Source organism: Arthrobacter tecti (genome assembly GCF_054511355.1).
Window position 1 is genome coordinate 20,598 of sequence record NZ_JBTNCT010000026.1, and the last position, 25,818, is coordinate 46,415.

The following is a 25,818-nucleotide window of genomic DNA, read 5'->3' on the forward strand; positions in this document are numbered from 1 at the left end:
TTTGTTCTACTGATGGGGAGACGTTTGTCAGAGAGATATCGGCTTCCCTAGGACGTCGGCAACAGGCATCAGCAGTCCTTCAAACGCCCGTCTAAGCCCTGACTCTACGTTTTGAAGCGCAGTATCAGGTTCACGGATGAGATGACCGCCCCACCCCATAACCTCGTACTCCACCATGGCTTGTGCAACATCCCTCGGTGAGGTCCACGGCCGGTTCACGTTGGCTTGCGCGAACGAGGTCACGGGAGCCGGTCCGGCGATCGCGTTACGGGCGAGGTCGCAGGCAATCTCTAAGACGAGTTCAAGAGTGTGAAGACTTTGCTCCGCCTTGGAGATTACGGTCCAGACGATGCTTGGCGAGCCGCGGTCCAAGGTGCGGCTGATGGAGACTGTTGATGGGTTTCCGGCTCGGTTAAGGGCAATTTGCAGGTTGAGGTTCGGGCCGGCCAGAAGGGCGCAGAGCGCGACGAAGGTGGCGGCGTACCCGGCATGAGGTGAGGGGTCAGCCCCGGTGATGACCGTCTGCTCGAAGCCCTGCTGCCGCGTCTGTCTCATGGAGCTCGGGACAGGGCTGATCTTGAGGTCATTCGAGGGCAGATCCCCCGCCAGCGCCTGTGTAGATTCCGCGACGCGCTCGGAGCCTACGGCGGCGATCGCAGGCATGCTGAATGATTCCGGCCGGGAATGAAGCTCCTGGATGACGTTATCGCCCCAGGGTTGGAAGCCGTCCTCGGGGAGGGAGACGATTAGGCGGGCGGCTCCGGAAGTGTTTGACCACGTGCTCTGCACGGGACGTAACCGGACACTTCGGGCACGCCCTGCCCGGTCGAGCGCTGCGCGAAGCTGCGACTCGGAGGCGGCCTCATTCGGTTGCTGGCGAGTCCGCCAGGCGAGTGCAACCGTCGCGAAAGCAGATCGATGGTCGAGCACGATGAGAGGCCGTAGGGGACCGGGCAATGAGGTGGTCATGAGGGCCTTTCTGTTTGGGAGCGAAGTGTCAGGCAGACGAATGGTTGACCAGCGAGGCGTTCGCTGGCGATGAGGATCAAGGATCGCGCGTCGTCGGGAGTGTGTAGGAGACCTGTTAGCGAGTCAACGAGGGTTGTCGCAAATGTGGTTGTGTTGCGCAAAAGCACATCCCGGGCAACGGTGCGCGTCAGCCGTGCGTCGTCGCTGGTGAGATGCTCTGCACGGGACACAGCACGAGCCACGATGTGGTGGACAAGTTCTTCATCGGCGACAGTGACTGCTCGAATCCGTTCAGCCGGGTCCATATCGAAGGCCGTGTCATCGACGACGACGAAGAGGTCGTCGTCGGTCATGTCGCCTGGTCCGAACAATCCGGCGCTGGCGTCGAGGCCCGCCTGCACAGCGAGGAGTTCGGCAACGAGCAAATCACCGAGCACGTCGGGGGTGATCGTGGACGATGGGGCTGCGCCGGTGGCCGACAAACGTCTGGACCGGTTCCCTTGCGTGTCCTCAGTCAGATCGATTCGCTGCGACACTGGCAGCCCTTGCACGCGCCTTTTCACGGGACGGTCAATTTTATCCGGTTCGATCACTCCAATGGCTCGCATCAGCTGTGCAACGGTCTCGTCAGGTTTCTCGGGTGATAGGGCTACCAGGACGGTGTTGTCGGGGCGGTAGAGGCGTCGATGAATTGACTGGAGAATTGCAGGGCTCACCCGTTCAGCAAGGTCTGTGTCGCCGCTTCCGTCATGTGCGTTGGCGTGGTCTCGCCAGTACTTTCCTGTGAGATGCGGCCAGGGAAGCTGATGACCGGGAGCTGGTGCGAGTCGACGCCGCCGTTCGGTTGCAACCGCCTCAATCTGCTGACGGATCTGTTCCTGTCGGAACACCGGGAAGAAGACTTGGTCGACAAGCCGGTCGGCAACACAATGGATGCTTTCCGTGGAGCCTGTTTCGTAGAACTCCGTGTAATCCATATGCGTGTGACCGCCCAGAACCGAGCCGGAGCGAGCGAGTTGACGCTGCCGGTCTTCCCCGCTGAGCCTTGCGCTGTCCTGATAAACCATGTGCTCGATCAAGTGCATCGTGCCGTTTTCCTCGGGCAGAACCTCATCGCGCATACCTGCATGGATGGACAGAGCGACAGTACTGTTACGTGCCTGGGGATCGTGAATCGCGAGAACCCGGGCGCCGTTGGGAAGCTTTCGAAGCTCGGCATGATGCCCACGGATCTGGAACGCTGGGGCGGATGTGCCTACTTTCAAGATGGCTCTCCGTTCGAGGTCGAGGGGCCGCGCAGGTATGAGTCCGCCAGGCGTATGACCAGCTGGGCATTTTCAATCGACGCACCCGCATAATGGTGCCAGTCGTAGGCGTGCTGGAGGAGGCGAAAGGCGATCCCGACGCGCATGGTCCCTGGATCAGGCAGCGTGCCGTGGCCGTCCTGGAATCCTTGTCGGAGTCGGGCAATGCCCGGCCGGATAGATGGATAAAAGTGGTGCAACTCGGCGAGCTCGCCCATAACCCACACTGCGTCATAAGAGGCGTCGGCGAACCCAGTGTCTTCCCCGGTCAGCAACGCGGCACGCGACCCATCCGGAGCAACCGTCCAGTGTGCCATCCCCGGGCTGCCGTGGACTACGACCAGACGATTGTGATCTTGCTTGAGCATGTCCTCTGTCCATGCTCGGATCGTTCTAAGCCCGTCGTCGCCGATGATGCCACCGACGACAGGCCATTGGCCGGCGGTCCACGCCTGCGCACGCGTGAGTGTGCGTGGTGGAATGGACATTGTGTCTGCATCTGCATCTGCATCTGCATTCGCATGCAGCATGCTAAGGGCCTGCCCCCACCATCGGCCGACAAGGAAGAGTGCTTCATTCTCCCCGGTGGCCAGCAGATCCGGCACAGTCGCTGTTGTCGATGTTTGATAGGCCCGCCGCGTTGCGTCACCAATTCCGAAGGTGATGGAGTCTAGCGGCGTGTCGAGGCGGATAGAGAGCGACGAGAACGGGAACGAGGCCATTTCACCAAGATGGTGGGTCCAAAGCGCTCCGTTCTTTCCGGCGGTGACGGTCGTCTGCAGCAGCCCGGTGCTGCTCTCGCGAAGCCGCACCGGATCGGTGGTCGTTGAGGACATCATGCGCTCCTGGCAGCAACAGGCGGCTCATTGCGGGTACGTCGCTCTTCGAGAGTTCGCAGCACGATCGGTAGCGCTGGCGGTATCCATGCCAGCGCAGAGTCGCTGGACTCGCTGGGACCGGGAACGGGGTCAATCACAATAAAGTTCTCCGGCTGACGCAGCAGACGGAACGTCTCATTGACCACGGGATTACCCCACGCGCGCGGTGGAAGTGCGGGAGCGATGCAGACCACCGCTTCTGTGGAGAGTGCTGCCAGGAGCGAGGGACTATCGGTGATCCCGTGCGCCAACCGCGAGGCGTAGTCCAGGGTCGCCGGGTAAATGAGGATGAGGTCAGCCCATTCGGCGAGTTCGACGTGGCTGGCGATAATCTCGTCTTCCCAGCGATCGTTCTGCACCTGCGACCGAAGACGCGACTCGATGTTGTGGCGGGTGGTGAATCTGTACACGCTGTCGCGCGCGATGACACGAAATGTGGTGCCGGGCGCGGTACTGCGAGCCCAGTCAATCCAGTACGGCATAACCTGGGTCATGGCGGATCCAGTCAGGACAATAACCACGCGGGCATACCCGAACTTGTCGAGTGTCATACTGCTGATCATGGGCCTGTTAACGTTCGCGCTCGAGTTCATTGGTGCCCTTTCTCCTGGAGAAATCGCTCGTAAGGCGTTGGTTGGGGTCGGCGCTGATCTGTGACCAGCGCCGACCGTGCCAAAAGGGTGTCAGCAGCCTACGGTCAGCGTGGCACCGATAAGTACGCCTGCGCAGAACGGGCTGGTGGCGGGGGCGTCGGTGGCGGCGTCGCCACCGATTTCGTCAACAGTAGTGAACGTGTCGTGACCTTCGGCGAGGTCGGCGAGGGCGGCTGAGTTCGACATAGTATTTTCCTTTGATGTTTGGTTTGTGAGTGTGGAGTTGCGGTTCTTGGAGACTTTTAGCGTTTAGGTATTAGTGAGGTGAGGCTGGGGTCAGCAGCCGGCGCCCAGCGTGGCGCCCACGATGATCCCCACGCAGAAGGGGCTGGTGGCGGGAGCGTCGGTGGCAGCGTCGCCACCGATCTCGTCAACAGTCGTGAAGGTGTCGTGGCCCTCGGCGAGGTCGTTGAGGTTGTGAGCCCGGACGTCGGTGGTGTTGATGGCGGTCATGGTCATTCCTTTCGTTGGTGCCTAGGATGAGGCGGTTTTATGGTTTCCCCCGGCGGTGCCGGGAAATCTGTGGGTTAGCTGTTGAGATTCCGCCCTGGAGTGTGCGGATCAATGAGGGCCGCGTGGGCTTCCTCTTCCCAGGTGGAGGTCACGGTGCGTCCCTCGGCTGCGGCCCTTATCAGCGCATCAGCAAGCACTCGTGAGCGGTGCTGACCGAAGCTCAGGCGCTGATACGCAGGTCGCGGATCTACCGGCTCGTACGCTGTCGTGACGTCGTTTGTGAGCCGGCGGGTGAATACGGACGGTGGCAGCGTTGCCGATGGGGCTGCTTTGGTGGCGTGGGTGGTTGCCTCCGCTGCTGCTGCCAAGTCTTGCCGGGCGGTGTAGACGACGACGGCGTCGGCACGCGGATGCGCCGCGATACTCGACAGAGCCTTGGCCTGATAGGCGATACCTGCCTCATCGAGACCGCGCAGGAGTAAACTCCACACCGCCAGCGTTTGTTCGACGCTGTCACGGGCGAGATAGAGCCGCACCACAGGTCCCGCACTGATGCTGCGTTGGCTGAGCGCGAGGACGTAACCGGGAGTGGTTCGTGTGCGCCAGCTCGAGAACCGCGCTCCGACAACCACGCCGCTGTCATCTCGTACGAGCTTGTCATCGGCGACCAAGACCTTAAGCCTGTCCATCATGACCGTGCGATGGCCCGGGCCGAGCGAGGCCTGAACATCTGATTCAGTGACGGCCTGGACAATCTGCTGATGCGGGACAGCGCCGCACAATTGGGCGATAAGATCCGCGTCCTGCACCGTATCTGTCTGCCCCTCAATGCCAGGATGACGGATATGGAGATTGGTGTAGATCGCAGCCGAAAGTTGTGACCGTAGTTCCGCGGGACTGGCTGCTTCGATGCGATCGCCCATGACAATCGCCGAGGTTCCCGACCCGTGGACTGCGAGGTTCGTGCCGGCAAGCATAGAGGCGAACGTTGTGTCTGAGGCGGTAATCATGATGAGGGCTCCTGAAATCCGAGTGCAGCGGTATAGCGGGCGGGAGCGAGCAGGATTTTGCGGCCGATACCGGCGGCGGCCCGTTCAATGCCAGGCAGTTGGGCCACATGGGATGCCCTGGCAATGGTTCGATCCACGAGATGCCACCCGAGGTGTGCGGTGGCCCGGATGGCGAGATCCGTATCGGGGCGGGTTGCCTGTGCCTGGTAGGCGGCCCACATCTGCCGGATCTGCGGTGCGAGATGCTGCATACGTTCGGTGATGCGTCGTGTGGCCGACGCGGCGTCGAAGCGTAAGGGCGGAGCGCCGGCTCCCGCACGGCTTGTGACCGTGTCGAGGACTGCACGATAGATCCACTCGCCGGCGAGAGTTCCGAGGTCTCGAGCGGGATCTCCCCGCCCGAACTCCTCCCAATCAAGGAGATGCAGCTCCTCGCCTCGCATGTGGAACTGGTCCAGACGGAGGTCTCCGTGGATGGGTGCGGTTTGGTGCTCGCTCTCCCAGCCGCGCAGGTCGGTCGCGGCCTGGACGAGCTTGGCGTCGTGCTGCAGGTCAGACCAGAACCGTATTTCCGCGAGAGTGAACTGCACATACCGCTCCTGCGGAATCCCGAATCGAAGCATAGGCAAGGGCGGACTCGGGTGGTTCGTTTCGTGAAGTCCCTCAATCGGCCCGGAGTGGAGCCGCGCGAGAAGCTTTCCAACGTTTGTGGAGAAGCTGGCAGGTATACGCTCGTTGACGAGGAGCTTGGCGAGGCTGGTGCCTGGGCAGTACTCGAAGACGAGCAGGGAGTGTTCTGCGTCGCTTGCGATCAGCCGTGCGCTGGCGGCGGCGTGTTGTGGATGCATTTGCGCGAAAGATGCGAACTGGATTGACCGATCGAACGCTGTGGAACCGGCTTTATCCAACGAGATCTGCTTCGCGAAGACCCGCTTACCCGAGTCGAGCGTCATGATCCACGCACCGTTGCGGCCTGCAAAGCCGGGAGGCGCGATCTCGGTAACGCCTTCGTGCTGCCCTCGCGTGGCAAGCAGCTCGACTGTAGCGTCGACCACCCGCCGAAGTGCTGGGTCAGTGTGCCACTTAGGGCGAATTGCCGTGAGCGTCATGACGGACTCAATTCTGTTGATGTGGGAGGAAGGGATTAGGAGAACAGCGTCACGACGGCGTACGCGATAACAATGCCGACGATAAGGAGTGCCGCGTTCTTGAGGTGCTTCTTGACATTGCTGTCGCTTGCGGTCTTCGAGGAGTGGTGGGTGTTCATGGTGATGGCCTTTCGGTTGTTACTGAATGGACTCAGGTGTTGTTGTCGGACGTGATGGACTGGCGGAATGAGACCCGCGATCCGGTGCGCAGAGCGTTATTCCGGTAGATCCGCGTCGTGAGGCGGAACAGGACTGGCACTGCAACTGCCGCGATGATTGCAGCGATCACCATCTCGACCGTGGTGACGCCGTCGAGTGCGAATCTCATGGGCATCAGATAGGACGAGAACAGTGGGACGAAGGAGAGCACTTGTACCCAGGTGCTCTCGAGGTATTGGGGCACTAGGTATAGCGCGATGACCAGTAATGCCATTTGAAGGACCGAAAGCGGCGTTGATGCCGTTCCGAGATCTTCCTGGCGAGACACAGTGGACGCGAGCAGCGTGCTGAGGGTCGCGAAGACCATGAAGCCCTGCAGGAACCAGATCAGGAACCACAGCAGGCTCGGGCCGAGTTGCACCTCAAGAATGGACCACCCATCGACGACAGTGAATCCGCCGGCCACGGCTCCTCCGATGACCAGAAGCTGCATGAAGGTGACGAGACCGACTCCGATCATCTTTCCTGCCAGGAGCGGTGCGACGCCGATCTTGGTCAGGAGAATCTCGACGATGCGGGAGGATTTTTCCTCCACGACTCCTGAGGCGAGGCTTTGTGACGAATACACCAGCGCGGCAAGGAGCGCAGAAATCATGGCAGTAGCGAAGAGGATCTGCGTGTCGATCGCCAGTGTGCTGCCTTGGCGGGCATCGACCAGAAACCATCCCCCAACGCCGGCGCCGATCCCGGCCAGGACCGCCAGTACCGCAGTAGCAACGATAATGGTGCGGTTCCTGAGGCGAGTTAGGAGTTCGCGTCGAATGATTATGCCGGCAGCACCGGCATCGACGGATGATGTTGAAGCATGTGCGGTGGTACGTGTGGCGGTGAGAGTCATCGTGCTCCTCCAATACTTGAGAGCTGGGGCGTGTTCATAGTGGCCGGGTCTGCCTCGCTCAGAGAACGGGCATCAAGCCGTTCGGTGAGAATGCTCGCCAGCGATCGCTGGATGTGCTCGATACTGCGGAGACCACCTCGTCGGATCGCAGCCTGCAGAACATTTGCCGGGATATCGTGTCCACGCCCGTCGATGGCAATCATGATCGATTTGGGATCGTCCTGAACGGGAGCGGGCACGATGCCTGGGATGATCGAAAGCTCCGCGGCGAAGTTCTCGCTGACGTCCTGGGAGAACGTCAGACGCCAGCGAGACGAGGAATCGCCCTGAAGATCGTCGACGCGTCCGCTGGCGACCACCCGGCCGTGGTCGAGCACACAGACGCGGTCGCAAATGCGTTCGACCAGTTCCAGTTGGTGCGACGAAAATAGGACTCCGACGCCACGCTCAGCTTGCTTGCGGATCAGATCGGCCATGGTCTCCACGGCCAGCGGGTCGAGCCCGGAAAACGGCTCGTCAAGAACCAGGAGCGCTGGATTCCCCACCAGAGCGACGCCGAGCTGTACTCGCTGCTGGTTGCCGAGCGAGAGATCTTGAACAGGTGACTGATCACGGCCCCTGAGTCCCAGTGCATCAATCAATTCGGCAGCTACTTCGCGGGCGCTGGGAAGGGATTTGCCCTCCAGGAGGGCGAAATGCACGAGCTGATCATGGACGGTCATCTCAGGGTACAAACCGCGTTCCTCCGGCATATAGCCGATGGCGCGCCGGTTCTCCGCGGTAATGGGTGCATCATCCCACGTGATGTGTCCACGTGAGGCGGTAAGAAGCCCCAGGATAAGTCGCATCGTGGTCGTTTTACCTGCACCATTGCCGCCAATGAAACCGACGATTTCGCCGCGTGCAACATTCAGGTCTACGTCCTGCAGAACCTCACGGCCGCCAAAGCTACGGCTTACACCGTGTAACTGAAGACCAAGCATTTCCCCTCCTCGCGATCATTTGTTTCTCTTGACACCATTGACATTACGGAGGGCTGCGACTTGCGCTGTTGTACTTCGGTACAGGTTCGGAGTGTCCTTAAGTTCAGGCATCCGCGCCGCCGTGCGTCGTCCACCCGGAGCACAAAGGTTCCTATGCAGGACGCAATCCGTTAGCGTGAGCGTGGGCGGTGGCCCTAAACGAGGCGGATGGCGCACGCGGTGTTCCATCCTCTCCGGGGCTACCCCGGGGGACGCAGATAGACCTCACACAGAGCGCCTCAGGTGCGACGCTGCGCTTCGCGCAGTCAGGCACCCGAACGGAGAGACAGGTCGTCCGGGGTCACCGTCCTTACACGGGGGAGCGAGGGGACATCATGACGACGACGGCGGGCGCCCGCGTCCTCGCACGGACGCCCCACCCCAGCCCGGTTGCGATTGCAACCGCGCTCGCCCACGCGTTCCTCGCGACGGGTGACTGGTCGAAGAACGGACTCCTGGCGGCCGGTGCCGAGGTTCTCGGCGCACGCCGACGTTGGTTGGGTCCGGTGGCCACGGAGGTGCTGCGGTTCTACCGGCAACCGCCAGTTGACGCGCCTCGGGAACTGGCCGCCGTCGTCGTACTTAATGACTCCTTCCGGGCCGCGGTTGCCCGGGCGACCAAAAACGGCGTCCCGATCCGGATTGCGCACTTCGCGCCAACCCCGGTTCGGGCGCCGCGCGGCCTAAATGACCTTTCCGACCTTGCCCGGCTGCTTCGCCTCCCTCCAGGCGAACTCGACTGGTTCGCGGACACCCGGCACTGGAACCGTCGTGCCCACTCGAAAAGGCTGCACCACTACCGGTACGAGTGGCGGTCACGCCCGGGCAGGATGCCACGGTTGCTGGAAGTCCCAAGACCAAGGCTCCGTGAGCTCCAGCGGACTGTGCTCCGCGGGATCCTTGAGGGCATAAGCGTCCACAGCGCGGCGCACGGATTCCTGCCCGGAAGGAGCGCCGCAACCGGAGCTCGTTTCCATGAGGGCGCCAGGGTTGTAATCAACCTGGACCTGGCAACGTTCTTCACGCGGGTACGCGCCGGACGGGTGTATGGCATCTTCCGTGAGGCCGGGTTCGCCGAACCGGTGGCGCACGCGCTGACCGGGCTCTGCACGCATTCGGTGCCGCCGGGAATTGCGCGCAACGCGCCCGCTGGAGGCGCCGTGGGCGAACGGTTCGAACTCCGCCGGGCACTTGCGCTTCCGCACCTTCCCCAGGGGGCGCCGTCGTCGCCTGCGCTTGCCAACCTCGCCGTGCGGAGACTGGACTTCCGGCTGCAAGGCTGGGCCACCGCGGCCGGCGCGGTGTACACCCGCTACGCCGATGACCTCGCGTTCAGCGGCGGTGACCAGCTGGCGCGCCGGGCGGATGCTTTCGTGCGCGGCGCGACGCGCATCATCGAAGCGGAAGGCCACCTGGTGAATGTGCACAAGACGCGAGTCCGTGGTTCGAGCGTGCGCCAGACGGTCACCGGAATCGTGGTCAACGAACGCGCCAACGCGAGCCGTCCGGAGTACGAACGGTTGAAGGCAATCCTGCACAACTGCGTGCGGCACGGACCGGAGTCCCAGAACCGCTCGGGCCATCACGACTTCCGCGCGCATCTCCTCGGCCGGGTTGCCTGGATGGAGTTGCTCAATCCGACGAGGGGACTGAAGCTGCGGGAGAGCTTCGACAGCATCGAGTGGTGAGAGCGGCCACCGCTTCTTCCGAACGGGGTCTGCGCCGGACTGTGCCTCCCGATAGCTGGTGGTTCAGCCAATCATCGCCGAATTGATTTACTGGTGCCGGAAATGTTGAATGATCGACGCATTCAACATTTCCGGCACTAGTGAGATGAAGTGGGCTAGCTGAGCTCCCAGTTCCAGCTCACCTGCCAGGAGCTGAGCTCAGCAGCTCCGTGCTGGTTCAAGGACCGTACGATGTAGAAGGCTTCCCTCGGGCGGGACCTATCGACCCATTCGGTGCCGCTTGTCTCCCCGATCACCCTGTACCTTCCGCCACTCCTGTTGGCTCGCTCGATTTGGTACGCTGTCGCGTCGCGTGCTGCGTCCCAGGTAAGGACGGGGCGCCGGTCGGCGTTGGAGATGGCGAGCCCCTGGACTGCCTGTAACGGCGCACCGGGAGTGAGCGCAGCATTCAGCGCTGACGATTCCGGTCCGTCACCGACGACGTTCACACCCCGGATTGTGTATGTGTACGTTTTGCCGACCAGAACGTCGAGGTCGAGGTAAGCACTGCTGGGCGTTTCGGCGACCACTTCGGTCTGTCCGCCGTCGACCGACCTGCTGAGGATGTAGGTTTCGGCGTCTTCCAGTGCGTCCCAGGAGATCTCGAGGTAGTTGCGTCCTTCGGCTACAGCAAGATTGGAAGGAGCGGTGTTCACGGGCGGTGGAGGCGTTGCAACTTTGACAGCGTCTACATGAATGTAGGTCGTGGGGCCACCAAGGTCTCCCGGCACATCCGCAACCCGTAGCTCGACAAACTCGTTGTCTGAGCCGTCGAACTGAAGCAGGCCTCCGAGCGGACGCCAGCGGCCCCCGCTTTCGCGGTGGTCTAAGGTGAACTCAGAAATCTGCCCTCCGTGGTGGACACGATACTTGACTGCGGGCGCCCGGTCCCCGCTTCCATTTGGCAGCCAGGCACTGACCACATATTCCCCTGCAGCAGGAACGTTGAAACGCCACCGGGCAACGCGGGACGTCGCCGAGAAAGCCGATCGGTCAGTGAAGTGGTAGTTCGAGCCGTAGTAGTTCGGCTGGAACGTGGAGGTACGCCAGGCGCCGCCTGTGATATCGGCCTGAAGATTGTCGACGATGATCTCGACATCTCCATCAGCCGTGGCTGTGGTCTCTGGGATTGTGGTGGTCATTGTTACTCCGTCCAGAATTCGATCGAGTATGCCGGTACGTCAAGGCTGAGCGCAGGGCCTTGCTGCTCGCCGACGCGAACTGCGTTCAGGTCGTGTGCATAGCGGCTGCCCTTGAACATTGCGCGTTCCCCGACGTCCACCTGGAAGGTATAGGGCTGGTCGCTTCGGTTTGTGACCACGAAGGTGCGCTTGCCATTGGGTGCAAGCCACGCCATGATTCTGTGCTCTCCGTTGATTTCCGGCTCATCGACCTCCACGCGAACGGAATCCCACGGCATATTCCGCAGGAACCCGGACAGGCCGTTCCAGTTCATGTCGTTCCAGGCCCAGTGACCCTTTTTGATATCAGGGAACTGCTCGAAATTGTCGTCGTCCCACGGGCGCCAGAAGCCAAGCGAGTAGCCGGTGGCCTCGGAGTTGTACGTGGGCTTCAAGGCATGCAGCCAGACCCACGTCGGTGAATCCTGGAAGACCATCCAGTTCATGATGGACTGCGCCGTGTTGACCGTCCGCCACTGCGTGTCTCCCGGACTCCACGGCTGATACTCGAACTCGTTGCTGAAGGCGGCACGAGGTCCGGCCCCGTCCCTGAAGTCCTTGTTGATCTGGTCATTGGAGTCGAAGCCGATTCGGTGCCAGGTCCACGCATCCGTCAGGGAAAGTGTTGCGGGATCCTCAAGGATCATCTCACCGCCCGGACCGGTATGCCCGTAATTGCTGTTGACGTGGGTGCGGATTCCGGGGAACTGCGACCGGAGCCGGCTGGCTGCCGTACGGAAGGCGTTGTAATAAAGATCATCTCCATACACGCAGGAGCTATAGGGAGTGGAGTACTCGGGCTCGTTCTGCAGACCCCACCATGACACCGGCAGGTTGTTGCGCTCCAGGAATTCCACGTCACCAACCAGTGCGTCAGCGAACTCGGAGAGGAATCCCTGGTCGCCGCTCTTCAACGTACCGCCGATGTAGGAGTCGTTGGACTTCCAGTGCGGTGCGGGCGACCAGTACTCGACCATCATGCTTTCGGTCTTGCCGTGCTTGACCATCTCGGCCAGTTCAGACATCTGTTCCGGCCAACGCCCGACGATGTTCTTGCCGTCCTCAGAGAGGCCCCTCAAATACAGGCCCATGGCAAGCCGGCAGTACCTGAACCCCCGATCACCTCCGGCCCGCAGCATCTCATTGTAGAAGCGATGGCGCTCGGGTTTCACCAGGTCATGCGGGACAGATGTCTGGGCGTCGGGCAGGCCATTATTGCCCGACCCGATCGAGTCACTCTGGATCTCGTAGCCGAGCCCAAGGATAGTTTGCCGGTGCCGTTTCCACTGAACAACGTAGGAGTCGCCTTCAGCGGCCTGTACCGGCCGGGACGGACTTGCGAGAACCATGGCAGCGGCACCTGCGGTGCCGAGACTGCCACCGACGAAGGCACGGCGGCCAACGGGATTACTCAGGAATGTGTGCTCTTCTTTGGGCATAAGTAGACAGTAGATGGAATACTAAATACGGTCAACGATTTCGTGAACGTTACGGAAACTGATCCGAGCCCACGGGTGGAGCGACATATTGAGGTGCGAAGCGACACCCCGCGGCCGGACGTTACGCGAAGTGCCGCGCGGTGCGGGCGTAGAACCATATCAGCAGCTGATTCAGCGTGCGGTGCCAGCCGTCAGTTCCGCCAAGAGCGGCAACTGTTCAGGATCGGAGAGCGCAGAGCCGACTGAGACCACGTCGGCTCCTGCATCAAGATAGGTGCGCGCGTTCCGTGCATCAATTCCTCCCGTGGCGACCAGCTTCAATTGCGGGAATGGTCCACGAATAGCACGGAACCAACCGACACCGAGAACTGAGGCAGGGAAAGCCTTGACCCATCGCAGGCCGTGCTGGGCCGCAATCTGGATGTCTGTTGGTGTCGCGACGCCCGGTAACGAAGGCATGCCCATTGACGCGGACGCCTCAACCACTGCGAGGTCGAGTCCAGGGCTTACAGTGAATGCGGCGCCCGCCTGTCGCGCTTGTTCGACGAGCTTTACACTGATGACGGTCCCGGCGCCCACTACCCGGCCGTGGCCCTGGGCCGCTTCGGCCACTTGGCGCAGGGCCTGCAAATCTTGGCGACTCTGAATCGGTATCTCGACGCAGTCGATACCCAAGTCCCACGCTTTGCGCGCTAACTCCAGTGTGAGGTCCGGGCCGAAACCACGCAGGATGGCCATGACCGGCTTCGTAGAGAAGAGCTCATCGAAGGTGAGTGTCATCGAAAAGTTCCGTTCACTGTGAGTGGTTTGAAGTCGCCGGTGGTAGTCAGGGCGCGGGCGGCAAAGCGGTGTCCCTGCGAGAGGCAGCCTTCGCTGTCCCGGCCAGTGAGCACGCCGGACAAGTACCCGGCGGCGAAAGCATCGCCGGCCCCGACTTCCTCGACGACGTCAACGGCAGGGGTGGGCACGAAACAAGCTCCGCTTGCACTGAACTCAGTAGCGCCCACCGCCCCGTCCTTGACGACCAGGCGGGCAGGTTGTGGCAGTAGTTCGCGGACCGCTTCGGCTGTGGTTGTACCCCAGAGGCGTTCGGCCTCGTCCCGACCAACAAAGCAGATGTCCGCGCTGCCTGCATACCTAAGAAGAACATCGGCGGCGTCTTCGATCGACCATAGGCCCGGCCGATAGTTGACGTCGAAGGAGAGCAGCCCCGGATGGCCGGCCATCGTCGTCGTCACTGTGTCGGCAAGCCCACGACAGGAACCGGAGAGCGCGGGTGTTATACCCGAGAAGTGGACGATGTTGGCCTGATCGAGTGGAAGCCCATCCAGAACGGCTGGAGTCATGCGAGATGCGGCAGATCCTGAACGGTAGTAATGAACGGTACTGCCGCTTGGAGTCGGGTCCTTAAAGTAGACGCCGGTTGGCGCGCCATCATCGATTGCAACCCATTGTGTCTCCACATTGTGGCGGTTTAGAAGATCAAGAATCCGCTGCCCGAGGGGACCGGAGCCGAGCCTGGACACCCATGCCACACTGTGCCCGCCCTCCGCCAGGTACAGCGCGACAGTAGATTCAGCGCCACCGCAATCAAGTCGAAACTCTTCGGCTGATGCCAACGGGACGGGACAGGCAGGGGAAACGAGAACCATCGTTTCCCCGATGGTGATTACCTCAGGACTGGAGCGCACTTGCTTCTTCCTTGGCTAACTCGATCGCGAGCTCAATCTGTCTCTGGTTCTGGACGTGGGCGCGGACGGCAGCACCCGCAATGTCGGGATCGCCGGTCTTGAGCGCCTCGATGACTTCGTTATGTTCGCTGACGGCGGCGGTCCAGTCTGTAGCCAGACGCGATACGACTGCGCGATAACGCCGCACCTTGCGCAAGGAGTCCGTTACCGCTTCAACCAGCGATTCATAGGTTGTTGCTCTCGCAATCAGCAAATGAAACTCCGTGTTCAAGTCAGCGAGCGACTCGATTTCGCCGCGCTGCAGACACTCGCCCATCTGATCGTTAGTTGTCTGCAGAGCTTTGATTGCCCGGGGAGTAATGGCGCCGGCTGCCAGTCGGGCCACGAGTGTTTCCGTCTCCTCCCGAAGCAAATACACGGCACGAAGCTCCCGAAGCTTCAGAGGCGCAACCCTCACGCCCGCATGCGGGGTCTGTACCACCAAACCGGCAGATTGGAGACTGAACAGGGCTTCACGTACTGGAATTTTGCTGATACCAAGGTCCCGTGCGATCTCATCCACCACAATGCGGTCGCCCGGCTTCAACGCGCCGCTGACAATTGCTGACTCGATGCGGCTGCGCACCAGCGAAGCTTTGGTCTCGACCAGGAGCGGCCCACCTGTAGCAACGGAGTTCATGAAGTCCCCTCTCAAACTTTGTTACCCACATCATGCCACATCTTGACATCTAAGGTAGATCGTATACCGTAGACGCAATCACCCATACGGAAAGAGGATAGGTCAGTGACGACCATAACCACACGACCAGCACCACGGAAGAGTCATTCGGGCTTGTTTCCGTTCCTGCTGACCGTCCCCGCTGCCATGCTTCTGCTGGCGGTCATCATTTATCCGTTGATCCGCGCATTGACTGAGGCATTCTTCGACTCCAGCCTTCTTACCGGAACCGGTGAATTCGTCGGGTTGGAGAACCTTAGGGAAGCATTCACCAACAGTCTGTGGCCCCTCACCGTCACAACGTTGACTTTCGCCCTGCCGGCAACCGTGGCCCCTTTTCTGATTGGATTGATCGCTGCCCTTGGCCTCAACCAGAAGATGCGCGGGCGTTCAGCCCTGCGTTCGGTCCTTCTGTTCCCGTGGGTCCTGCCCGGCGTCGTCGTTTCCTTCCTGTGGCTCTGGATCTTCGATGCCAACTACGGAGTCCTCAACGGTGCGCTTCGTGCCTCGGGCTTCATCTCCGAGAATATCGGTTGGCTGGACACCGGCCCGGGCGCAATGACCGCGGCCGTGGTCGCGCGAACCTGGGCGACATTCCCCTGGATGATGGTCATGATCCTTGCCGCGCTGCAGTCTTTTCCCGGAGAACTCGGCGAGGCGGGAAGGGTTGACGGCGCGAATGCCTGGCAACGCTTCCGGCACATCACCTGGCCAGGGCTTCGGCCCGTCGCTTCTGTCGTGGTTCTCCTGGAGTTCATCTGGAACTTCCAACACTTCGACATCATCTACGTCCTGACCGGCGGCGGTCCCGCAGGTGCCACAACAACGTTTTCACTCGCCGTTTATGAAATGGCATTCAAGGGCTTTGACCTCGGCATGGCCGGCGCCATCGGGGCACTCTGGCTGGTCCTGCTCCTGCCGCCCGTCTTCATCTACCTGAATCGATCGGAGGGTGCAGCATGAGTTCGCCTGCAGCACTTAAGGGAACGTCTGCGAAGGATGAAAGGACCACTCCCGGAACGGCCGTAGGAAAGCCACCCTCCAGGAAACGTAGAAGCCCAACCGGTGAATCCAAAACGATCAGCTGGTTGCGCCGCATCTCGCTGACTCTCATCACACTCTTCGCCCTCGCGCCGGTCTACTGGCTCGTGGTGACGAGCGTGAGGGAAAACGACGCCGTCTTCGCTTTCCCGCCCCGCTTCCTACCGACCGACATAACGTTCGAGCATTACGGCACCATCTTCGAAAGCGGCCAGCTGCTCAAGTTCGTGGGCAACAGCTTCCTGGTCTCTTCGATCACAGCCGTGGCCAGCGTGTTCATCGGCATGTACTGCGCGTACTCCTTCTCGAAGTTCAAGTACCGCGGCCGCAAGTCGTTCATGTTCATCATCCTGGCTTCGCAGCTCTTCCCCCACATCCTGCTGCTCATCACGATGTACGGGCTTTTCAGCTCGCTGGGATTGCTGAATACCTACCCGGCGTTGATCATAGCGTTCACCACCTTCACGCTTCCGCTGTGTATCTGGATGATCAAGGGTGTCTTTGACAATATTCCCGATGAGATTATCGAGGCCGCGAAGATCGACGGCGCAAGTCAGTGGACCATCATCCACCAGATCCTCATGCCCCTGATGACACCGGGCCTGATCGCGGCCGGTCTCTTCGCATTCATCCGCGGATGGAACGACTTCGTATTCGCCCTGACCCTTTCAGGCGACATGACCCGAACGCTTCCTCCTGGCCTCGTCAACACCTACCTCAGTGAATTCAGCAATCGGTGGCCCGAATTGATGGCAGCGGCATTCGTTGCTTCGATCCCGATCATCATCGTCTTCCTCTCTCTACAAAAATACTTCGTCGCGGGACTTAGCTCGGGCGCGGTCAAGGGTTAACAACAACCGAAAGGAAACGCAATGTCGCTATCAAAGAAGAGCAGCGATTTCACAGCTGCCCGCAAGGCAAAGAAAATTGGGGTAGTCGCAACCGCGGCACTCTCCGTCATGATGCTCGCCGCCTGCGGTGGAGGCTCCGGCGAGGCTTCGGCTCCGAGCCCGGATGCAGAAGCCGAGTATCAGGATTTCTCATTCACCAGCTGGTACTACGGTGAAGAGGCCCAGAAGCCCCTGCTTGAGGATGAAGCGCAAAGCTTCACCGAGGGCAAAGACATCTCAGTGGATTTCTCCTCCTACCCGTTCGCCGAATACCGGAACCAGGTTCTCCTGCGCTCCAGGAGCAACGACATCGCCGGTGTTGCACAGGTTGACATCGCTGATCTGAATTCCTTCGCACAGCTTGGAAACCTCGTGGACCTGAGCAGCTATGTCGAAGGTGCGGGCTACACCGAAGCTGCCCTGAAGACCGGCCAAGTTGACGGCAAGCAGCTCGGCCTGCCCTGGTACACAGGATCCATCGGCCTGGTTTCGAACAGCGCCCTGCTCGAGGAAGCCGGCGTCTCCGAGGCTCCCGTAACCGTCGAAGAGTTCGAAGCAGCGCTGCGCGCGGTGGATGAACTGGGACCTGACTATGTTCCTTACGCTCTGGCCACCAAGCCGGAGCAGGTCAAGGACTTCATCCCGTGGTTCAAGACCTTCGGATCCAAGATTGTCGACGGCGAGACCATTGCGGTCAACGACGAAGGCGCAGTTGAAGCCCTCACCTGGCTCAAAGGCCTGCTTGACGACGAGCTCATCAGCCTCAACGTTGGACGGCCTGAGGCACGCACGCTCTTCGCACAGGAAATGACCGCTTTCTTCGACGACGCAAACCAGGTGCGCGGCACGATCAAGGACCAGGCTTCAGATCCCGCCCTGGCCGAAGCTACAGTTCCCGTGGCACGGCCAGTCGTGGAGGAAGGCGACACTCCCCAGTCGCTGACCTGGGGCGGCCTGCTGGTGGTCTTCGACAATGGCTCCGTTCAGACCGCAGCCGACTTCGCCAGCTACGTAAGCAGCGACCCGGAAATCGCCCTGACCCGCTACGAGCAGATCGGCTCGGCTCCCACGGTCGAAGAAGCACTCGAAGATCCAGCCTTCGCCGAGGACGCCTACAGCACCGCCTGGCAGGAATCCATCACCAACAGCGCGGAGCCAAACCCGCTGTGGCAGTTTGAGAACTATGCGCAGATGGAGTCGATCCTGGCGACGCAGATTCAGGCGGCGCTTACGGGTCAGTCCAGCCCTCAGGATGCCCTTGATGCTGCTGCGGAAGAAATGCAGGCGTTGGTCGGCTGATGTCACTAGAAAATACAGCGCTGCTTGAGGCGAGCGATGCGCTTTCCCGGGATCACGTCATCGTTTCCGTCGAAGCGATACCGCTCACGGCTTCCTTTCAGAATCTCTACCCCGGCCAGGAAGTTCCGGAGTGGCTCGTTCACCCTGCTGCGAGTCACCGTACCCTGAAGCGTTCGGGCCAGTTCTCCACACTGATCCGGATCCGGACTAGTTCCGGCATCGAAGGAATCGGTGAGTGCTACGGCCTTCCCAGTCCGAAGGTAACTACCCAGGTTGTCCGCGACATCATCGCGCCGCTCCTCATCGGAGAAAGCGTGCTGGCGAATGACTACGTGTGGTCCAAGGTGTTCGGCTCGATGAGCGGCGGGGGGCACCTTAGGGGATTCTTCCTTGAGGCCCTCGCCGGCATCGACCTTGCACTGTGGGACGCAAAGGGTAAAGCCCTCGGGCGGCCGGTGTACGAACTGCTTGGCGGCCCCCACCGCCGGACCGTTCCGGTGTACGCCAGCCCGGTGCCGATGCTGGAAGATCCGGCACAGTCCGCCGAAGCAGCCCTGAAGTTTGTCTCCAACGGCTTCAACGCACTCAAACTGAAGCTTGGCCGCGGGTTGAAAACCGACGTCGCACACGCCCGTGCGGTGCGGGAAGCGATCGGTCCGGAGGTTGAGCTGCTGGTCGACCTGAACTGTGCCTACACCTCTGATGTGGCGCTTCGGGTTGGCCACGCGCTCACTGAACTGGGTATCACCTGGTTCGAGGAGCCGCTGCAGGTCGACGACATCGCCGGGTATCAGCGGCTCCGGAATGCCCTGCCGATGACGCTGGTCAACGGCGAGACGCTCTTCACCAGGTACGACTTCCGTGACTTCCTGACAGCCGGGGCCGTCGATGTCATCATGCCGAACCTGGCACGCGCGGGTGGTCTGACCGAAAGTGTGAAGATTGCCGCACTCGCGGGCACGTTCCACGTGGATGTGGCCCCACATGGAGTCGGGTCGGCGATCGGTGTGGCCGCGGCGCTTCATCTCTCCGCGGCTATCCCGAACTTCCGGATCTACGAGTACAACCAGCTGCCGAACCCGTTGCGGGATACCATCACCACTGAGCCGTTCCGCATGACGGACGGATCGCTGGCGGTTCCCACGGGACCCGGGCTTGGTATTGAACTCGACTGGGACATCGTCAGGACGTACTTTGTGGAGTAGTAGTTCCGATCAGGAGGAGTTGGGGGTGCAGAAGCCGTTCGTTATTCTCGCGGGAGCCGCAGGCTCCATCGGGCAGCAAATCGCGCGGCAACTTGCCCCCAACTACTCCCTCGGGCTTCTCGACCTGAACGCTGACGGACTTGCAGCGTTGCAGGAAGAACTCGGCGGTTCGACCCGCTTCAGGGCGGCTGATCTGGCTGATGCGGCGGACGTTGAGGCGGCATTCGCCCAGTTGACCGAGGGCTGCACGCTCAACGCGGTTGTTAACGCGGCCGGAACCACGAGCGGCGGATCCCTCGAGTCGCTCAGCACCGAAGAATGGTCACAGTGCCTTGATTCGTGCCTTACCTCAACGTTCCTGCTCATGCGCGAATCTCTGCGTTGCTTCGGCGATGAGGGCGGCGCTCTGTGCATCCTTGGGTCAGTGCATGCGGCTAACCCCATCCCCGGCTTCCCCGCTTACGGCGCCGCGAAGGCCGGTGTCACGGCACTGGTGAAGCAGGTCGCAGCCGAGTACGGTCATCGCGGCATCCGCGCCAACCTGGTGGTCCCCGGGTGGACGGAGACCGAACACACACGGTCGCGGTCAGACCCGGAAGACCGGTCGCGCATTGCCGACGCTACTCCCCTCCGGCAGCTCGTAGAGCCGGCAGACATCGCTGCCGCCGTGGATTTCCTGATCAGCCCCGCCGCCAGAAGGATCACCGGCAGTGAACTGGTCGTCGACGGCGGAGCGAACCTCCTCACGGGAGCGGGCACGCTTCGAGACTCATCCCGTGCGTTGCTCGGGCTCAACTCGTCGACCGTGCAGAGCTGACTCGTCTCTGAAGTGCTTGCGGGCGAAACAGGCGTTCGCAGTCTTGCTTTACGAGGTTCACGCTTTCCCCGGAACGACGACGCCGCACCATTTGTGAGTCACATCCAGACCAAATTCTTCATTTCCTGCAAAACCCTTGTAAGTATTTCGTATTCCATATATCGTCTTTGTCATGCCCAATGAAGAGCAAACCTTACTGAGTAATCCCGTCAGTCGCCGTGCTTTTGTCGGTGGCTCAATAGGCACAGCGGGGGCAGCAGCCCTTGTGCTATCCGGACCTCACACGCCGGTCTATGCCGCAGAAGGCGACTCCTACGTCGTCCAGTGGAAACGACAGCGCCAGACCATCCTTGGTCTCGGGTTCGAGATTCAGAGCGACTCCATCGGATCGGGCAACAGTAGCTTGCCTGATGAGAACACATCGGTGCCTCATGACCTTGTAAAGTCCGAACGCCATCGCTTCTACAACGAGATGCTTCGCGCCGGCGGGGACCGTGGATTCCGCTACTGCCGTCTGGCGATGGGTCTTTACCTTCGGGGACTGACTGAGGACAAGAAAAACATCATCGGTCGCTGGCCAGAGCAGATGGACGAGCTGGCTGAGATGATGAAGCACGGCAAGACCGAAGGCATGATGGTCGAATACTGGTCTCCCGCTCCCGCCTGGAAGACCACGAATTCCTACCTGCGTGGCACGATCAAGAGTGATGACCAGGCATACCTTTCTGAGTTTGCCGACGCGCTTGTCCAGGACGTGCACTATCTGGAGGATCACGGTTGCCCCGTTTCTTGGTGGGGCCTTCAGAACGAACCGAACATCGTTGGCGACGGCTACTCCGGGGCCAGCTTCACCCCGGATATGTACTACCACGCTTACCGCACGACGGCCACGCGAATCCGGGAAGCCTTCCCCGATGTCAGGATTCATGCCAACAGCCTCAACGGGCAGTTCGGCGTCGGCTGCGACCAAATTCGTGCCGATGAGGGTGCGCTGGCAACGGTGGATAGCTGGACTCACCACCATATCGGGTATGACAGCAACTACCAGATGAATAACGACATGCAGCGTGAGAGCGAAGACCGCGCTGTCTATAACAACGAGTTTGAGTACCAGCCCTGGAGTCCCGGGGATACGCAGTGGCGGACCGTGAACACGGCCCAGTCGATCATGAACTGGATGGTTTTCCAGGACTCGCCCACCTGGGTCTGGCTGCACGCGCTGAAGCCCACCTACAACTCCGAAGCAACGGGTTACTCGCTGGGCTTCTGGCGTCCGTATGATGACGACAATTTCGAGCAGTTCCCGGATATCAAGAAGGGTCACTGGGACTGGAACTACATGAACTGGAACGGCCTGTCCGGTTTCTTGCGGCATATGCCGTGGGATTCAGTTCGTGTTGAGGTCGATGAGCCGGAATTGCACGGCGACCACCGGATCATGGCGTGGGTTGCACCTAACGGCAACCGGACTTTCGTTATCACCAACCGCACCGACACGCCGTACACCTATTCCGTCGAGGTAGGAGACGGAGCTTCCTTCGTTGGAAGCCGCTATGCGCACAACATCAATGCCGATGCGCTGGACGCCAAAGCAGGGTCGACTCTCAGCATTGAAGTGCCGGCCTACTCAATCGAATTCTGGACGGAGCAGGCATGAACACCACATCAGTAGAGAGCGAGGCGCCAGTGACCACCCAGAACGATGTGGAAATCATTGTCGATAACCCGCAGGCGGAAATTACGGGTACGTGGTCAACGTCATCCTTTGCCGCGAATTACTACGGCACGAACTACCGGACCACCCGGCGCAGTACCTTCTCGGAGCAACCGCGCGTTGTTCGCTGGCGCTTCACCGTGCCGGCTGCGGGGGAGTACGTCGTTGGGGTATGGCTGCCCGATGGGCAGGGCGACCGGGCCGACGTTGTGCCTTACCGGCTCCACCATGCGGGCAAGGTTTCTGAATTCACGCTCGATCACCGCCAGAAGGGCGGCCGCTGGCGGCAACTGGGGCGAGGGCCCTTGACCTTCAGCGGCGGGAGCGAAGAGTACCTCGAACTGCGCGTTGCTGACGTCGTCAGCGGCGGCCACATCATGGCCGATGCCGCCCGTGTCGCTACGCCGCCGCCACCGTTGACCTCCGCACCCTCCGGCCTCCGCAGCCGGACGGGCAGGAACTACATCGAGCTGTACTGGAACGAGTTGGCAGGTGCCGACTCCTACGTCCTAAGCAGGAAGGCAGGCGGCGGCGAATTCGAGGATCTGCGTGAGTCCAGTGCGAAGGGATACCTGGACCTGGACATTGCGCAAGGTCAGACCTACGCCTATCGGGTTGCGGGGATCAATGGAGTAGGAGTCGGGCCCCAGTCCACTCCCATAACAGCCAGCCCAGTCAAAGGGGTTCCGCTGGAGGCGGTTCAAGCGCTGGTGCTCGAGAACGTCGGTGGCAACCCCTCGCTAAAGTGGAGGGCAGCTCATGACGCGACGTCCTATCGCATTGAGCGCGCCAACAAGAGCGGCGGAAAGTTCAGGACAGTCGGCGAGGTGACGGGGACCGAGTTCGTGGACCGGCAAGCGCCGAGGGAGGGCCATTACATCGTTCGGGCCGTGAACGCGAATGGAGCTGCAGTTCTCAGCTCCTGGCAGGTGAACTGGACCTCTCTGGACCGCTAGGTCTATCGGTTCGGATGGAGGGTGTGGAATGCGAGATGCGTTCCACGCCCTCCCTTTCTGTCTTCACACCCCGTTCTCCGGTGAACGCCAGAACGACGCGAGAAGAATCCGAGAAATATAAGACGAACCCATTGTGCGTATTTCGTATTCCGTCTATCGTCTTCGTATGCCCAATGAAGAGCAAGCAGTTATGAGAAGCACCGTGAGTCGCCGCGCGTTTGTCGGCGGCGCAGTAGGCACAGCGGGGGCCTCCGCATTAGTGCTATCCGGCCCCTATCGGCCCGTCCGAGCTGCTGAGGGTGACGCGTTCAGCATCCAATGGAAGCGGTATCGGCAAACTATCCTCGGCCTCGGTTACGAAATTCAGAGCGATTCCATCGGCTCAGGAAACAACGGACTCCCTGAAGCGCAGACATCTGTTCCGCACGATCTGGTCAATTCCGAGCGTCATCGTTTCTACAACGAGATGCTTCGCGCCGGCGGTGACCGCGGTTTCCGTTACTGCCGTCTCGCCCTCGGTCTATACCTGCGCGGATTGACCGAGGACAAGAAGAACGTCATCGGTCGCTGGCCCGAGCAGATGGATGAGCTCGCTGAAATGGTCAAGCACGGCAAAACCGAGAGCATTATGGCGGAGTACTGGTCGCCTACCCCGGCGTGGAAGACCACCGACTCCTACATCCGGGGGACGCTCAAGAGCGGCGATCAGGACTTCCTTTCCGAGTTCGCTGATGCGCTTGTTCAGGACGTGCGGTACCTCGAGGATCACAATCTTCCCGTGTCCTGGTGGGGTCTGCAGAACGAACCACCACAGGAGCAGCCGTACTCAACCTGCTCCTACACGGCGGACCTGTACTACAACGCGTTTCGCACGGTTGCCAGCCGCATACGTGAGAACTTCCCTCACGTGCGCATCCACGCCAATAGCTGGAGTGGCCAGTTCGGCTATGGCAGCGAGGAAATCCGTGCGGACAAGGATGCGTTGGCCCTTGTCGATGGGTGGACCTGGCACCGAATCGGTACCAACACCAACGAGCTGCTGCCTGGCCGTAGCAACTACAGCGAGGAGACGGAAAGCCGAGCTGTCTACAACAACGAATTTGAGTACTTCTCCTGGCCGGACCCGAAGTGGTGCACCGTAAACACCGCGCAGTCCATCATGAACTGGATGGTGTTTCATGATTCGCCGACCTGGGTGTGGCTGCACGCGCTGAAGCCCACCTACAACGCCGAAGGCGTAGGGTATTCACTCGGGTTCTGGCGGCCATGGGACGACGACGATTTCTCCGAGTTCCCCGACTTGCCGAAGGGCCACTGGACCTGGAATCCGATGAACTGGAACGGACTGGCCGGCTTCCTTCGGCACATGCCGTGGGACTCGGTACGGGTTGAGGTGGATGAGCCGACAGTGAGCGGTGATCACCGGATCATGGCCTGGATCGCTCCCAACGGTCAGCGCACCTTTGTTGTCACCAACCGCACCGCTCAGCCCTACACCTTCAAGGTCGAGACGGGTGTCGAATCCGGGTTTGCTGGTAGCCGATACGCCCACGACCTTGAGGCTGGAGACCTTGGTGTCACGACCGGCGCGACACTCACTCTTGAGGTCCCGGCATACTCGATCGAATTCTGGACGGAGCAGGCATGAACACGGCAGCAGAGAATGTCGAGATAATCGTTGACAACCCGCAGGCCGAGATAACGGGGACCTGGGCTACATCCTCCTTCGCCGCTAACTATTACGGCTCCAACTACCGGACCACTAACCGCTCGGTCCACTCGGCCGCCTCGAGAGTCGCTCGCTGGCGGTTTGAAGTGCCGGCCGCCGGCGAGTACATCGTCGGCGTTTGGTTGCCGGACGGACGAGCGGACCGCGCCCCCGAGGTGAAGTACCGCGTACACCACGCTGGCACGGTCTCCGAGTTCACGCTCGACCACCGCCTATCCGGTGGGCAGTGGCGCCAGCTGGGTCGCGGTCCACTGACCTTCAACGGAAGCAGCGACGAGTTCGTTGAATTGCGGGTAGCAGACGTGCCCGGCACCACCGGTGGCCCGGCGCTGCACATCATGGCCGACGCCATCAGGGTGTCCACTCCTCCTCCGCCTGTGACCGTCGCCCCGTCGGGCGTCAAAACGGTAGAGGGGCGAAACTATGTGGAACTCTCCTGGAGCCCGGTGGAGGGCGCGGAGAGCTACGTTGTAAGCCGGACGGCGGACGGTGGGACGCCCCAGGAACTGTCTCAGCAGAATGGACCGGCCTACATCGACCTGGACTTGGACCTGGGGAAGACGTATACATACTCTGTCCGTGGCCAGAACCCCAGCGGTCTGGGGCCGGCTTCCGGATCCGTCAACGCAGCTCTCAAGGCGGGCGTCCCTCTCGCGGCAGTTCAGGGCCTCGTCGTGGAAAACGTCAACGGTAATCCGTCGCTGAAGTGGCTGCCAGCACGAGATGCCACGTCTTACCGTATCGAACGCTCCAACAAGAGCGGCGGGAAGTTCAGGCCGGTGGCTGAGGTGACCGGGACGGAGTATGAGTAGTGCCCCTTAGAGTGGTGTAACGCCCGCTGGTGACCGGTACCGCCCGAACGGGGCGCGGTCACCGTGGGTCCTTCGAGGAAACTCTCACATCCCACTCGAAAGGAC

Annotated in this window: 26 protein-coding genes; 10 read left to right on the forward strand and 16 right to left on the reverse strand. The window is 61.0% G+C overall.

Annotated elements, in window-relative coordinates; genetic code table 11:
- Window positions 1-27: 27 nt before the first annotated feature.
- The 11 genes from ACX80C_RS18505 to ACX80C_RS18555 all read right to left on the reverse strand — a co-directional run bounded on the left by ACX80C_RS18505 (window position 28) and on the right by ACX80C_RS18555 (window position 8,455).
- Window positions 28-969: a hypothetical protein gene (locus tag ACX80C_RS18505; RefSeq protein ID WP_459327932.1), complete on the reverse strand. Its 942-nt coding sequence runs from the start codon at window positions 967-969 to the stop codon at window positions 28-30.
- Window positions 966-2,234 (reverse strand): M16 family metallopeptidase, encoded by a 1,269-nt coding sequence (locus tag ACX80C_RS18510; protein ID WP_459327933.1) that lies wholly within the window; start codon window positions 2,232-2,234, stop codon window positions 966-968. The genes ACX80C_RS18505 and ACX80C_RS18510 overlap by 4 nt, the downstream gene beginning before the upstream one ends.
- The gene (locus ACX80C_RS18515; protein ID WP_459327934.1) at window positions 2,231-3,112 is read right to left on the reverse strand and encodes a hypothetical protein; all 882 of its coding nucleotides are present in this window, start codon (window positions 3,110-3,112) and stop codon (window positions 2,231-2,233) included. The genes ACX80C_RS18510 and ACX80C_RS18515 overlap by 4 nt, the downstream gene beginning before the upstream one ends.
- Complete coding sequence (locus tag ACX80C_RS18520; protein ID WP_459327935.1) at window positions 3,109-3,702, reverse strand: flavoprotein; 594 nt, start codon at window positions 3,700-3,702, stop codon at window positions 3,109-3,111. Before ACX80C_RS18520 ends, ACX80C_RS18515 begins: the two co-directional genes overlap by 4 nt.
- Before the next feature lie 132 nt (window positions 3,703-3,834).
- A complete protein-coding gene (locus tag ACX80C_RS18525; RefSeq protein ID WP_459327936.1) occupies window positions 3,835-3,990 on the reverse strand; it encodes an LxmA leader domain family RiPP in 156 nt (51 codons plus the stop codon).
- A gap of 90 nt (window positions 3,991-4,080) precedes the next feature.
- On the reverse strand, window positions 4,081-4,263 hold the full coding sequence (locus ACX80C_RS18530; RefSeq protein WP_459327937.1) for an LxmA leader domain family RiPP: 183 nt from the start codon (window positions 4,261-4,263) through the stop codon (window positions 4,081-4,083).
- Window positions 4,264-4,331: 68 nt separating this feature from the next.
- Window positions 4,332-5,267, reverse strand: coding sequence for a T3SS effector HopA1 family protein (locus tag ACX80C_RS18535; protein ID WP_459327938.1), 936 nt, complete (start codon window positions 5,265-5,267; stop codon window positions 4,332-4,334).
- Window positions 5,264-6,376 (reverse strand): class V lanthionine synthetase subunit LxmK, encoded by a 1,113-nt coding sequence (lxmK, locus tag ACX80C_RS18540; RefSeq protein ID WP_459327939.1) that lies wholly within the window; start codon window positions 6,374-6,376, stop codon window positions 5,264-5,266. The genes ACX80C_RS18535 and lxmK overlap by 4 nt, the downstream gene beginning before the upstream one ends.
- A 35-nt stretch (window positions 6,377-6,411) precedes the next feature.
- The gene (locus ACX80C_RS18545; protein ID WP_459327940.1) at window positions 6,412-6,534 is read right to left on the reverse strand and encodes a hypothetical protein; all 123 of its coding nucleotides are present in this window, start codon (window positions 6,532-6,534) and stop codon (window positions 6,412-6,414) included.
- 32 nt (window positions 6,535-6,566) lie between these two features.
- On the reverse strand, window positions 6,567-7,472 hold the full coding sequence (locus tag ACX80C_RS18550) for an ABC transporter permease (protein WP_459327941.1): 906 nt from the start codon (window positions 7,470-7,472) through the stop codon (window positions 6,567-6,569).
- Window positions 7,469-8,455, reverse strand: coding sequence for an ABC transporter ATP-binding protein (locus ACX80C_RS18555; protein ID WP_459327942.1), 987 nt, complete (start codon window positions 8,453-8,455; stop codon window positions 7,469-7,471). The genes ACX80C_RS18550 and ACX80C_RS18555 overlap by 4 nt, the downstream gene beginning before the upstream one ends.
- 374 nt (window positions 8,456-8,829) lie before the next feature.
- Here ACX80C_RS18555 and ACX80C_RS18560 point away from each other — a divergent pair, with 374 nt between their 5' ends.
- The gene (locus ACX80C_RS18560) at window positions 8,830-10,182 is read left to right on the forward strand and encodes a reverse transcriptase family protein (RefSeq protein WP_459327943.1); all 1,353 of its coding nucleotides are present in this window, start codon (window positions 8,830-8,832) and stop codon (window positions 10,180-10,182) included.
- Between the two features lie 155 nt (window positions 10,183-10,337).
- On the opposite strand, the gene ACX80C_RS18565 is transcribed toward ACX80C_RS18560, so the two are convergent.
- The 5 genes from ACX80C_RS18565 to ACX80C_RS18585 all read right to left on the reverse strand — a co-directional run bounded on the left by ACX80C_RS18565 (window position 10,338) and on the right by ACX80C_RS18585 (window position 15,211).
- Window positions 10,338-11,363 carry a golvesin C-terminal-like domain-containing protein gene (locus ACX80C_RS18565; RefSeq protein ID WP_459327944.1) on the reverse strand — a complete coding sequence of 342 codons (1,026 nt, stop codon included), beginning with the start codon at window positions 11,361-11,363 and terminating at the stop codon, window positions 10,338-10,340.
- A 2-nt stretch (window positions 11,364-11,365) separates the two neighbouring features.
- Window positions 11,366-12,841 (reverse strand): glycoside hydrolase family 30 beta sandwich domain-containing protein, encoded by a 1,476-nt coding sequence (locus ACX80C_RS18570; RefSeq protein WP_459327945.1) that lies wholly within the window; start codon window positions 12,839-12,841, stop codon window positions 11,366-11,368.
- Window positions 12,842-13,012: 171 nt separating this feature from the next.
- On the reverse strand, window positions 13,013-13,621 hold the full coding sequence (locus tag ACX80C_RS18575) for a bifunctional 4-hydroxy-2-oxoglutarate aldolase/2-dehydro-3-deoxy-phosphogluconate aldolase (RefSeq protein WP_459327946.1): 609 nt from the start codon (window positions 13,619-13,621) through the stop codon (window positions 13,013-13,015).
- The gene (locus tag ACX80C_RS18580; RefSeq protein ID WP_459327947.1) at window positions 13,618-14,532 is read right to left on the reverse strand and encodes a sugar kinase; all 915 of its coding nucleotides are present in this window, start codon (window positions 14,530-14,532) and stop codon (window positions 13,618-13,620) included. The genes ACX80C_RS18575 and ACX80C_RS18580 overlap by 4 nt, the downstream gene beginning before the upstream one ends.
- Window positions 14,516-15,211 (reverse strand): GntR family transcriptional regulator, encoded by a 696-nt coding sequence (locus tag ACX80C_RS18585; protein ID WP_459327948.1) that lies wholly within the window; start codon window positions 15,209-15,211, stop codon window positions 14,516-14,518. Before ACX80C_RS18585 ends, ACX80C_RS18580 begins: the two co-directional genes overlap by 17 nt.
- A gap of 105 nt (window positions 15,212-15,316) precedes the next feature.
- Between ACX80C_RS18585 and ACX80C_RS18590 the strand changes: the two genes are divergently transcribed.
- The 9 genes from ACX80C_RS18590 (at window position 15,317) to ACX80C_RS18630 (ending at window position 25,713) form a co-directional block, all read left to right on the forward strand.
- A complete protein-coding gene (locus ACX80C_RS18590; protein WP_459327949.1) occupies window positions 15,317-16,213 on the forward strand; it encodes a carbohydrate ABC transporter permease in 897 nt (298 codons plus the stop codon).
- A 125-nt stretch (window positions 16,214-16,338) separates the two neighbouring features.
- The gene (locus ACX80C_RS18595; RefSeq protein WP_459327950.1) at window positions 16,339-17,142 is read left to right on the forward strand and encodes a carbohydrate ABC transporter permease; all 804 of its coding nucleotides are present in this window, start codon (window positions 16,339-16,341) and stop codon (window positions 17,140-17,142) included.
- A gap of 21 nt (window positions 17,143-17,163) precedes the next feature.
- Window positions 17,164-18,480: a sugar ABC transporter substrate-binding protein gene (locus tag ACX80C_RS18600; RefSeq protein ID WP_459327951.1), complete on the forward strand. Its 1,317-nt coding sequence runs from the start codon at window positions 17,164-17,166 to the stop codon at window positions 18,478-18,480.
- Window positions 18,480-19,685 carry a mandelate racemase/muconate lactonizing enzyme family protein gene (locus ACX80C_RS18605; RefSeq protein ID WP_459327952.1) on the forward strand — a complete coding sequence of 402 codons (1,206 nt, stop codon included), beginning with the start codon at window positions 18,480-18,482 and terminating at the stop codon, window positions 19,683-19,685. Before ACX80C_RS18600 ends, ACX80C_RS18605 begins: the two co-directional genes overlap by 1 nt.
- 25 nt (window positions 19,686-19,710) lie before the next feature.
- Entirely contained in the window at window positions 19,711-20,502 is a 792-nt protein-coding gene (locus tag ACX80C_RS18610; RefSeq protein ID WP_459327953.1) for an SDR family NAD(P)-dependent oxidoreductase, read from the forward strand.
- Window positions 20,503-20,674: 172 nt separating this feature from the next.
- On the forward strand, window positions 20,675-22,159 hold the full coding sequence (locus tag ACX80C_RS18615; RefSeq protein ID WP_459327954.1) for a glycoside hydrolase family 30 beta sandwich domain-containing protein: 1,485 nt from the start codon (window positions 20,675-20,677) through the stop codon (window positions 22,157-22,159).
- Window positions 22,156-23,172 (forward strand): golvesin C-terminal-like domain-containing protein, encoded by a 1,017-nt coding sequence (locus ACX80C_RS18620; protein ID WP_459327955.1) that lies wholly within the window; start codon window positions 22,156-22,158, stop codon window positions 23,170-23,172. The genes ACX80C_RS18615 and ACX80C_RS18620 overlap by 4 nt, the downstream gene beginning before the upstream one ends.
- Before the next feature lie 166 nt (window positions 23,173-23,338).
- Window positions 23,339-24,820, forward strand: coding sequence for a glycoside hydrolase family 30 beta sandwich domain-containing protein (locus tag ACX80C_RS18625; protein ID WP_459327956.1), 1,482 nt, complete (start codon window positions 23,339-23,341; stop codon window positions 24,818-24,820).
- Window positions 24,817-25,713: a golvesin C-terminal-like domain-containing protein gene (locus tag ACX80C_RS18630; RefSeq protein ID WP_459327957.1), complete on the forward strand. Its 897-nt coding sequence runs from the start codon at window positions 24,817-24,819 to the stop codon at window positions 25,711-25,713. The genes ACX80C_RS18625 and ACX80C_RS18630 overlap by 4 nt, the downstream gene beginning before the upstream one ends.
- Window positions 25,714-25,818: the final 105 nt, after the last annotated feature.

Coding starts and splice junctions, on each gene's coding strand:
- ACX80C_RS18550 (WP_459327941.1), bottom strand. CDS start 7,472: ATGACTCTCACCGCCACACGTACCACCGCACATGCTTCAACATCATCC.
- ACX80C_RS18585 (WP_459327948.1), bottom strand. CDS start 15,211: ATGAACTCCGTTGCTACAGGTGGGCCGCTCCTGGTCGAGACCAAAGCT.
- ACX80C_RS18575 (WP_459327946.1), bottom strand. CDS start 13,621: ATGACACTCACCTTCGATGAGCTCTTCTCTACGAAGCCGGTCATGGCC.
- ACX80C_RS18625 (WP_459327956.1), top strand. CDS start 23,339: ATGCCCAATGAAGAGCAAGCAGTTATGAGAAGCACCGTGAGTCGCCGC.
- ACX80C_RS18555 (WP_459327942.1), bottom strand. CDS start 8,455: ATGCTTGGTCTTCAGTTACACGGTGTAAGCCGTAGCTTTGGCGGCCGT.
- ACX80C_RS18565 (WP_459327944.1), bottom strand. CDS start 11,363: ATGACCACCACAATCCCAGAGACCACAGCCACGGCTGATGGAGATGTC.
- lxmK (WP_459327939.1), bottom strand. CDS start 6,376: ATGACGCTCACGGCAATTCGCCCTAAGTGGCACACTGACCCAGCACTT.
- ACX80C_RS18505 (WP_459327932.1), bottom strand. CDS start 969: ATGACCACCTCATTGCCCGGTCCCCTACGGCCTCTCATCGTGCTCGAC.
- ACX80C_RS18530 (WP_459327937.1), bottom strand. CDS start 4,263: ATGACCATGACCGCCATCAACACCACCGACGTCCGGGCTCACAACCTC.
- ACX80C_RS18630 (WP_459327957.1), top strand. CDS start 24,817: ATGAACACGGCAGCAGAGAATGTCGAGATAATCGTTGACAACCCGCAG.
- ACX80C_RS18545 (WP_459327940.1), bottom strand. CDS start 6,534: ATGAACACCCACCACTCCTCGAAGACCGCAAGCGACAGCAATGTCAAG.
- ACX80C_RS18535 (WP_459327938.1), bottom strand. CDS start 5,267: ATGATTACCGCCTCAGACACAACGTTCGCCTCTATGCTTGCCGGCACG.
- ACX80C_RS18605 (WP_459327952.1), top strand. CDS start 18,480: ATGTCACTAGAAAATACAGCGCTGCTTGAGGCGAGCGATGCGCTTTCC.
- ACX80C_RS18615 (WP_459327954.1), top strand. CDS start 20,675: ATGCCCAATGAAGAGCAAACCTTACTGAGTAATCCCGTCAGTCGCCGT.
- ACX80C_RS18570 (WP_459327945.1), bottom strand. CDS start 12,841: ATGCCCAAAGAAGAGCACACATTCCTGAGTAATCCCGTTGGCCGCCGT.
- ACX80C_RS18560 (WP_459327943.1), top strand. CDS start 8,830: ATGACGACGACGGCGGGCGCCCGCGTCCTCGCACGGACGCCCCACCCC.
- ACX80C_RS18620 (WP_459327955.1), top strand. CDS start 22,156: ATGAACACCACATCAGTAGAGAGCGAGGCGCCAGTGACCACCCAGAAC.
- ACX80C_RS18525 (WP_459327936.1), bottom strand. CDS start 3,990: ATGTCGAACTCAGCCGCCCTCGCCGACCTCGCCGAAGGTCACGACACG.
- ACX80C_RS18520 (WP_459327935.1), bottom strand. CDS start 3,702: ATGACACTCGACAAGTTCGGGTATGCCCGCGTGGTTATTGTCCTGACT.
- ACX80C_RS18515 (WP_459327934.1), bottom strand. CDS start 3,112: ATGATGTCCTCAACGACCACCGATCCGGTGCGGCTTCGCGAGAGCAGC.
- ACX80C_RS18600 (WP_459327951.1), top strand. CDS start 17,164: ATGTCGCTATCAAAGAAGAGCAGCGATTTCACAGCTGCCCGCAAGGCA.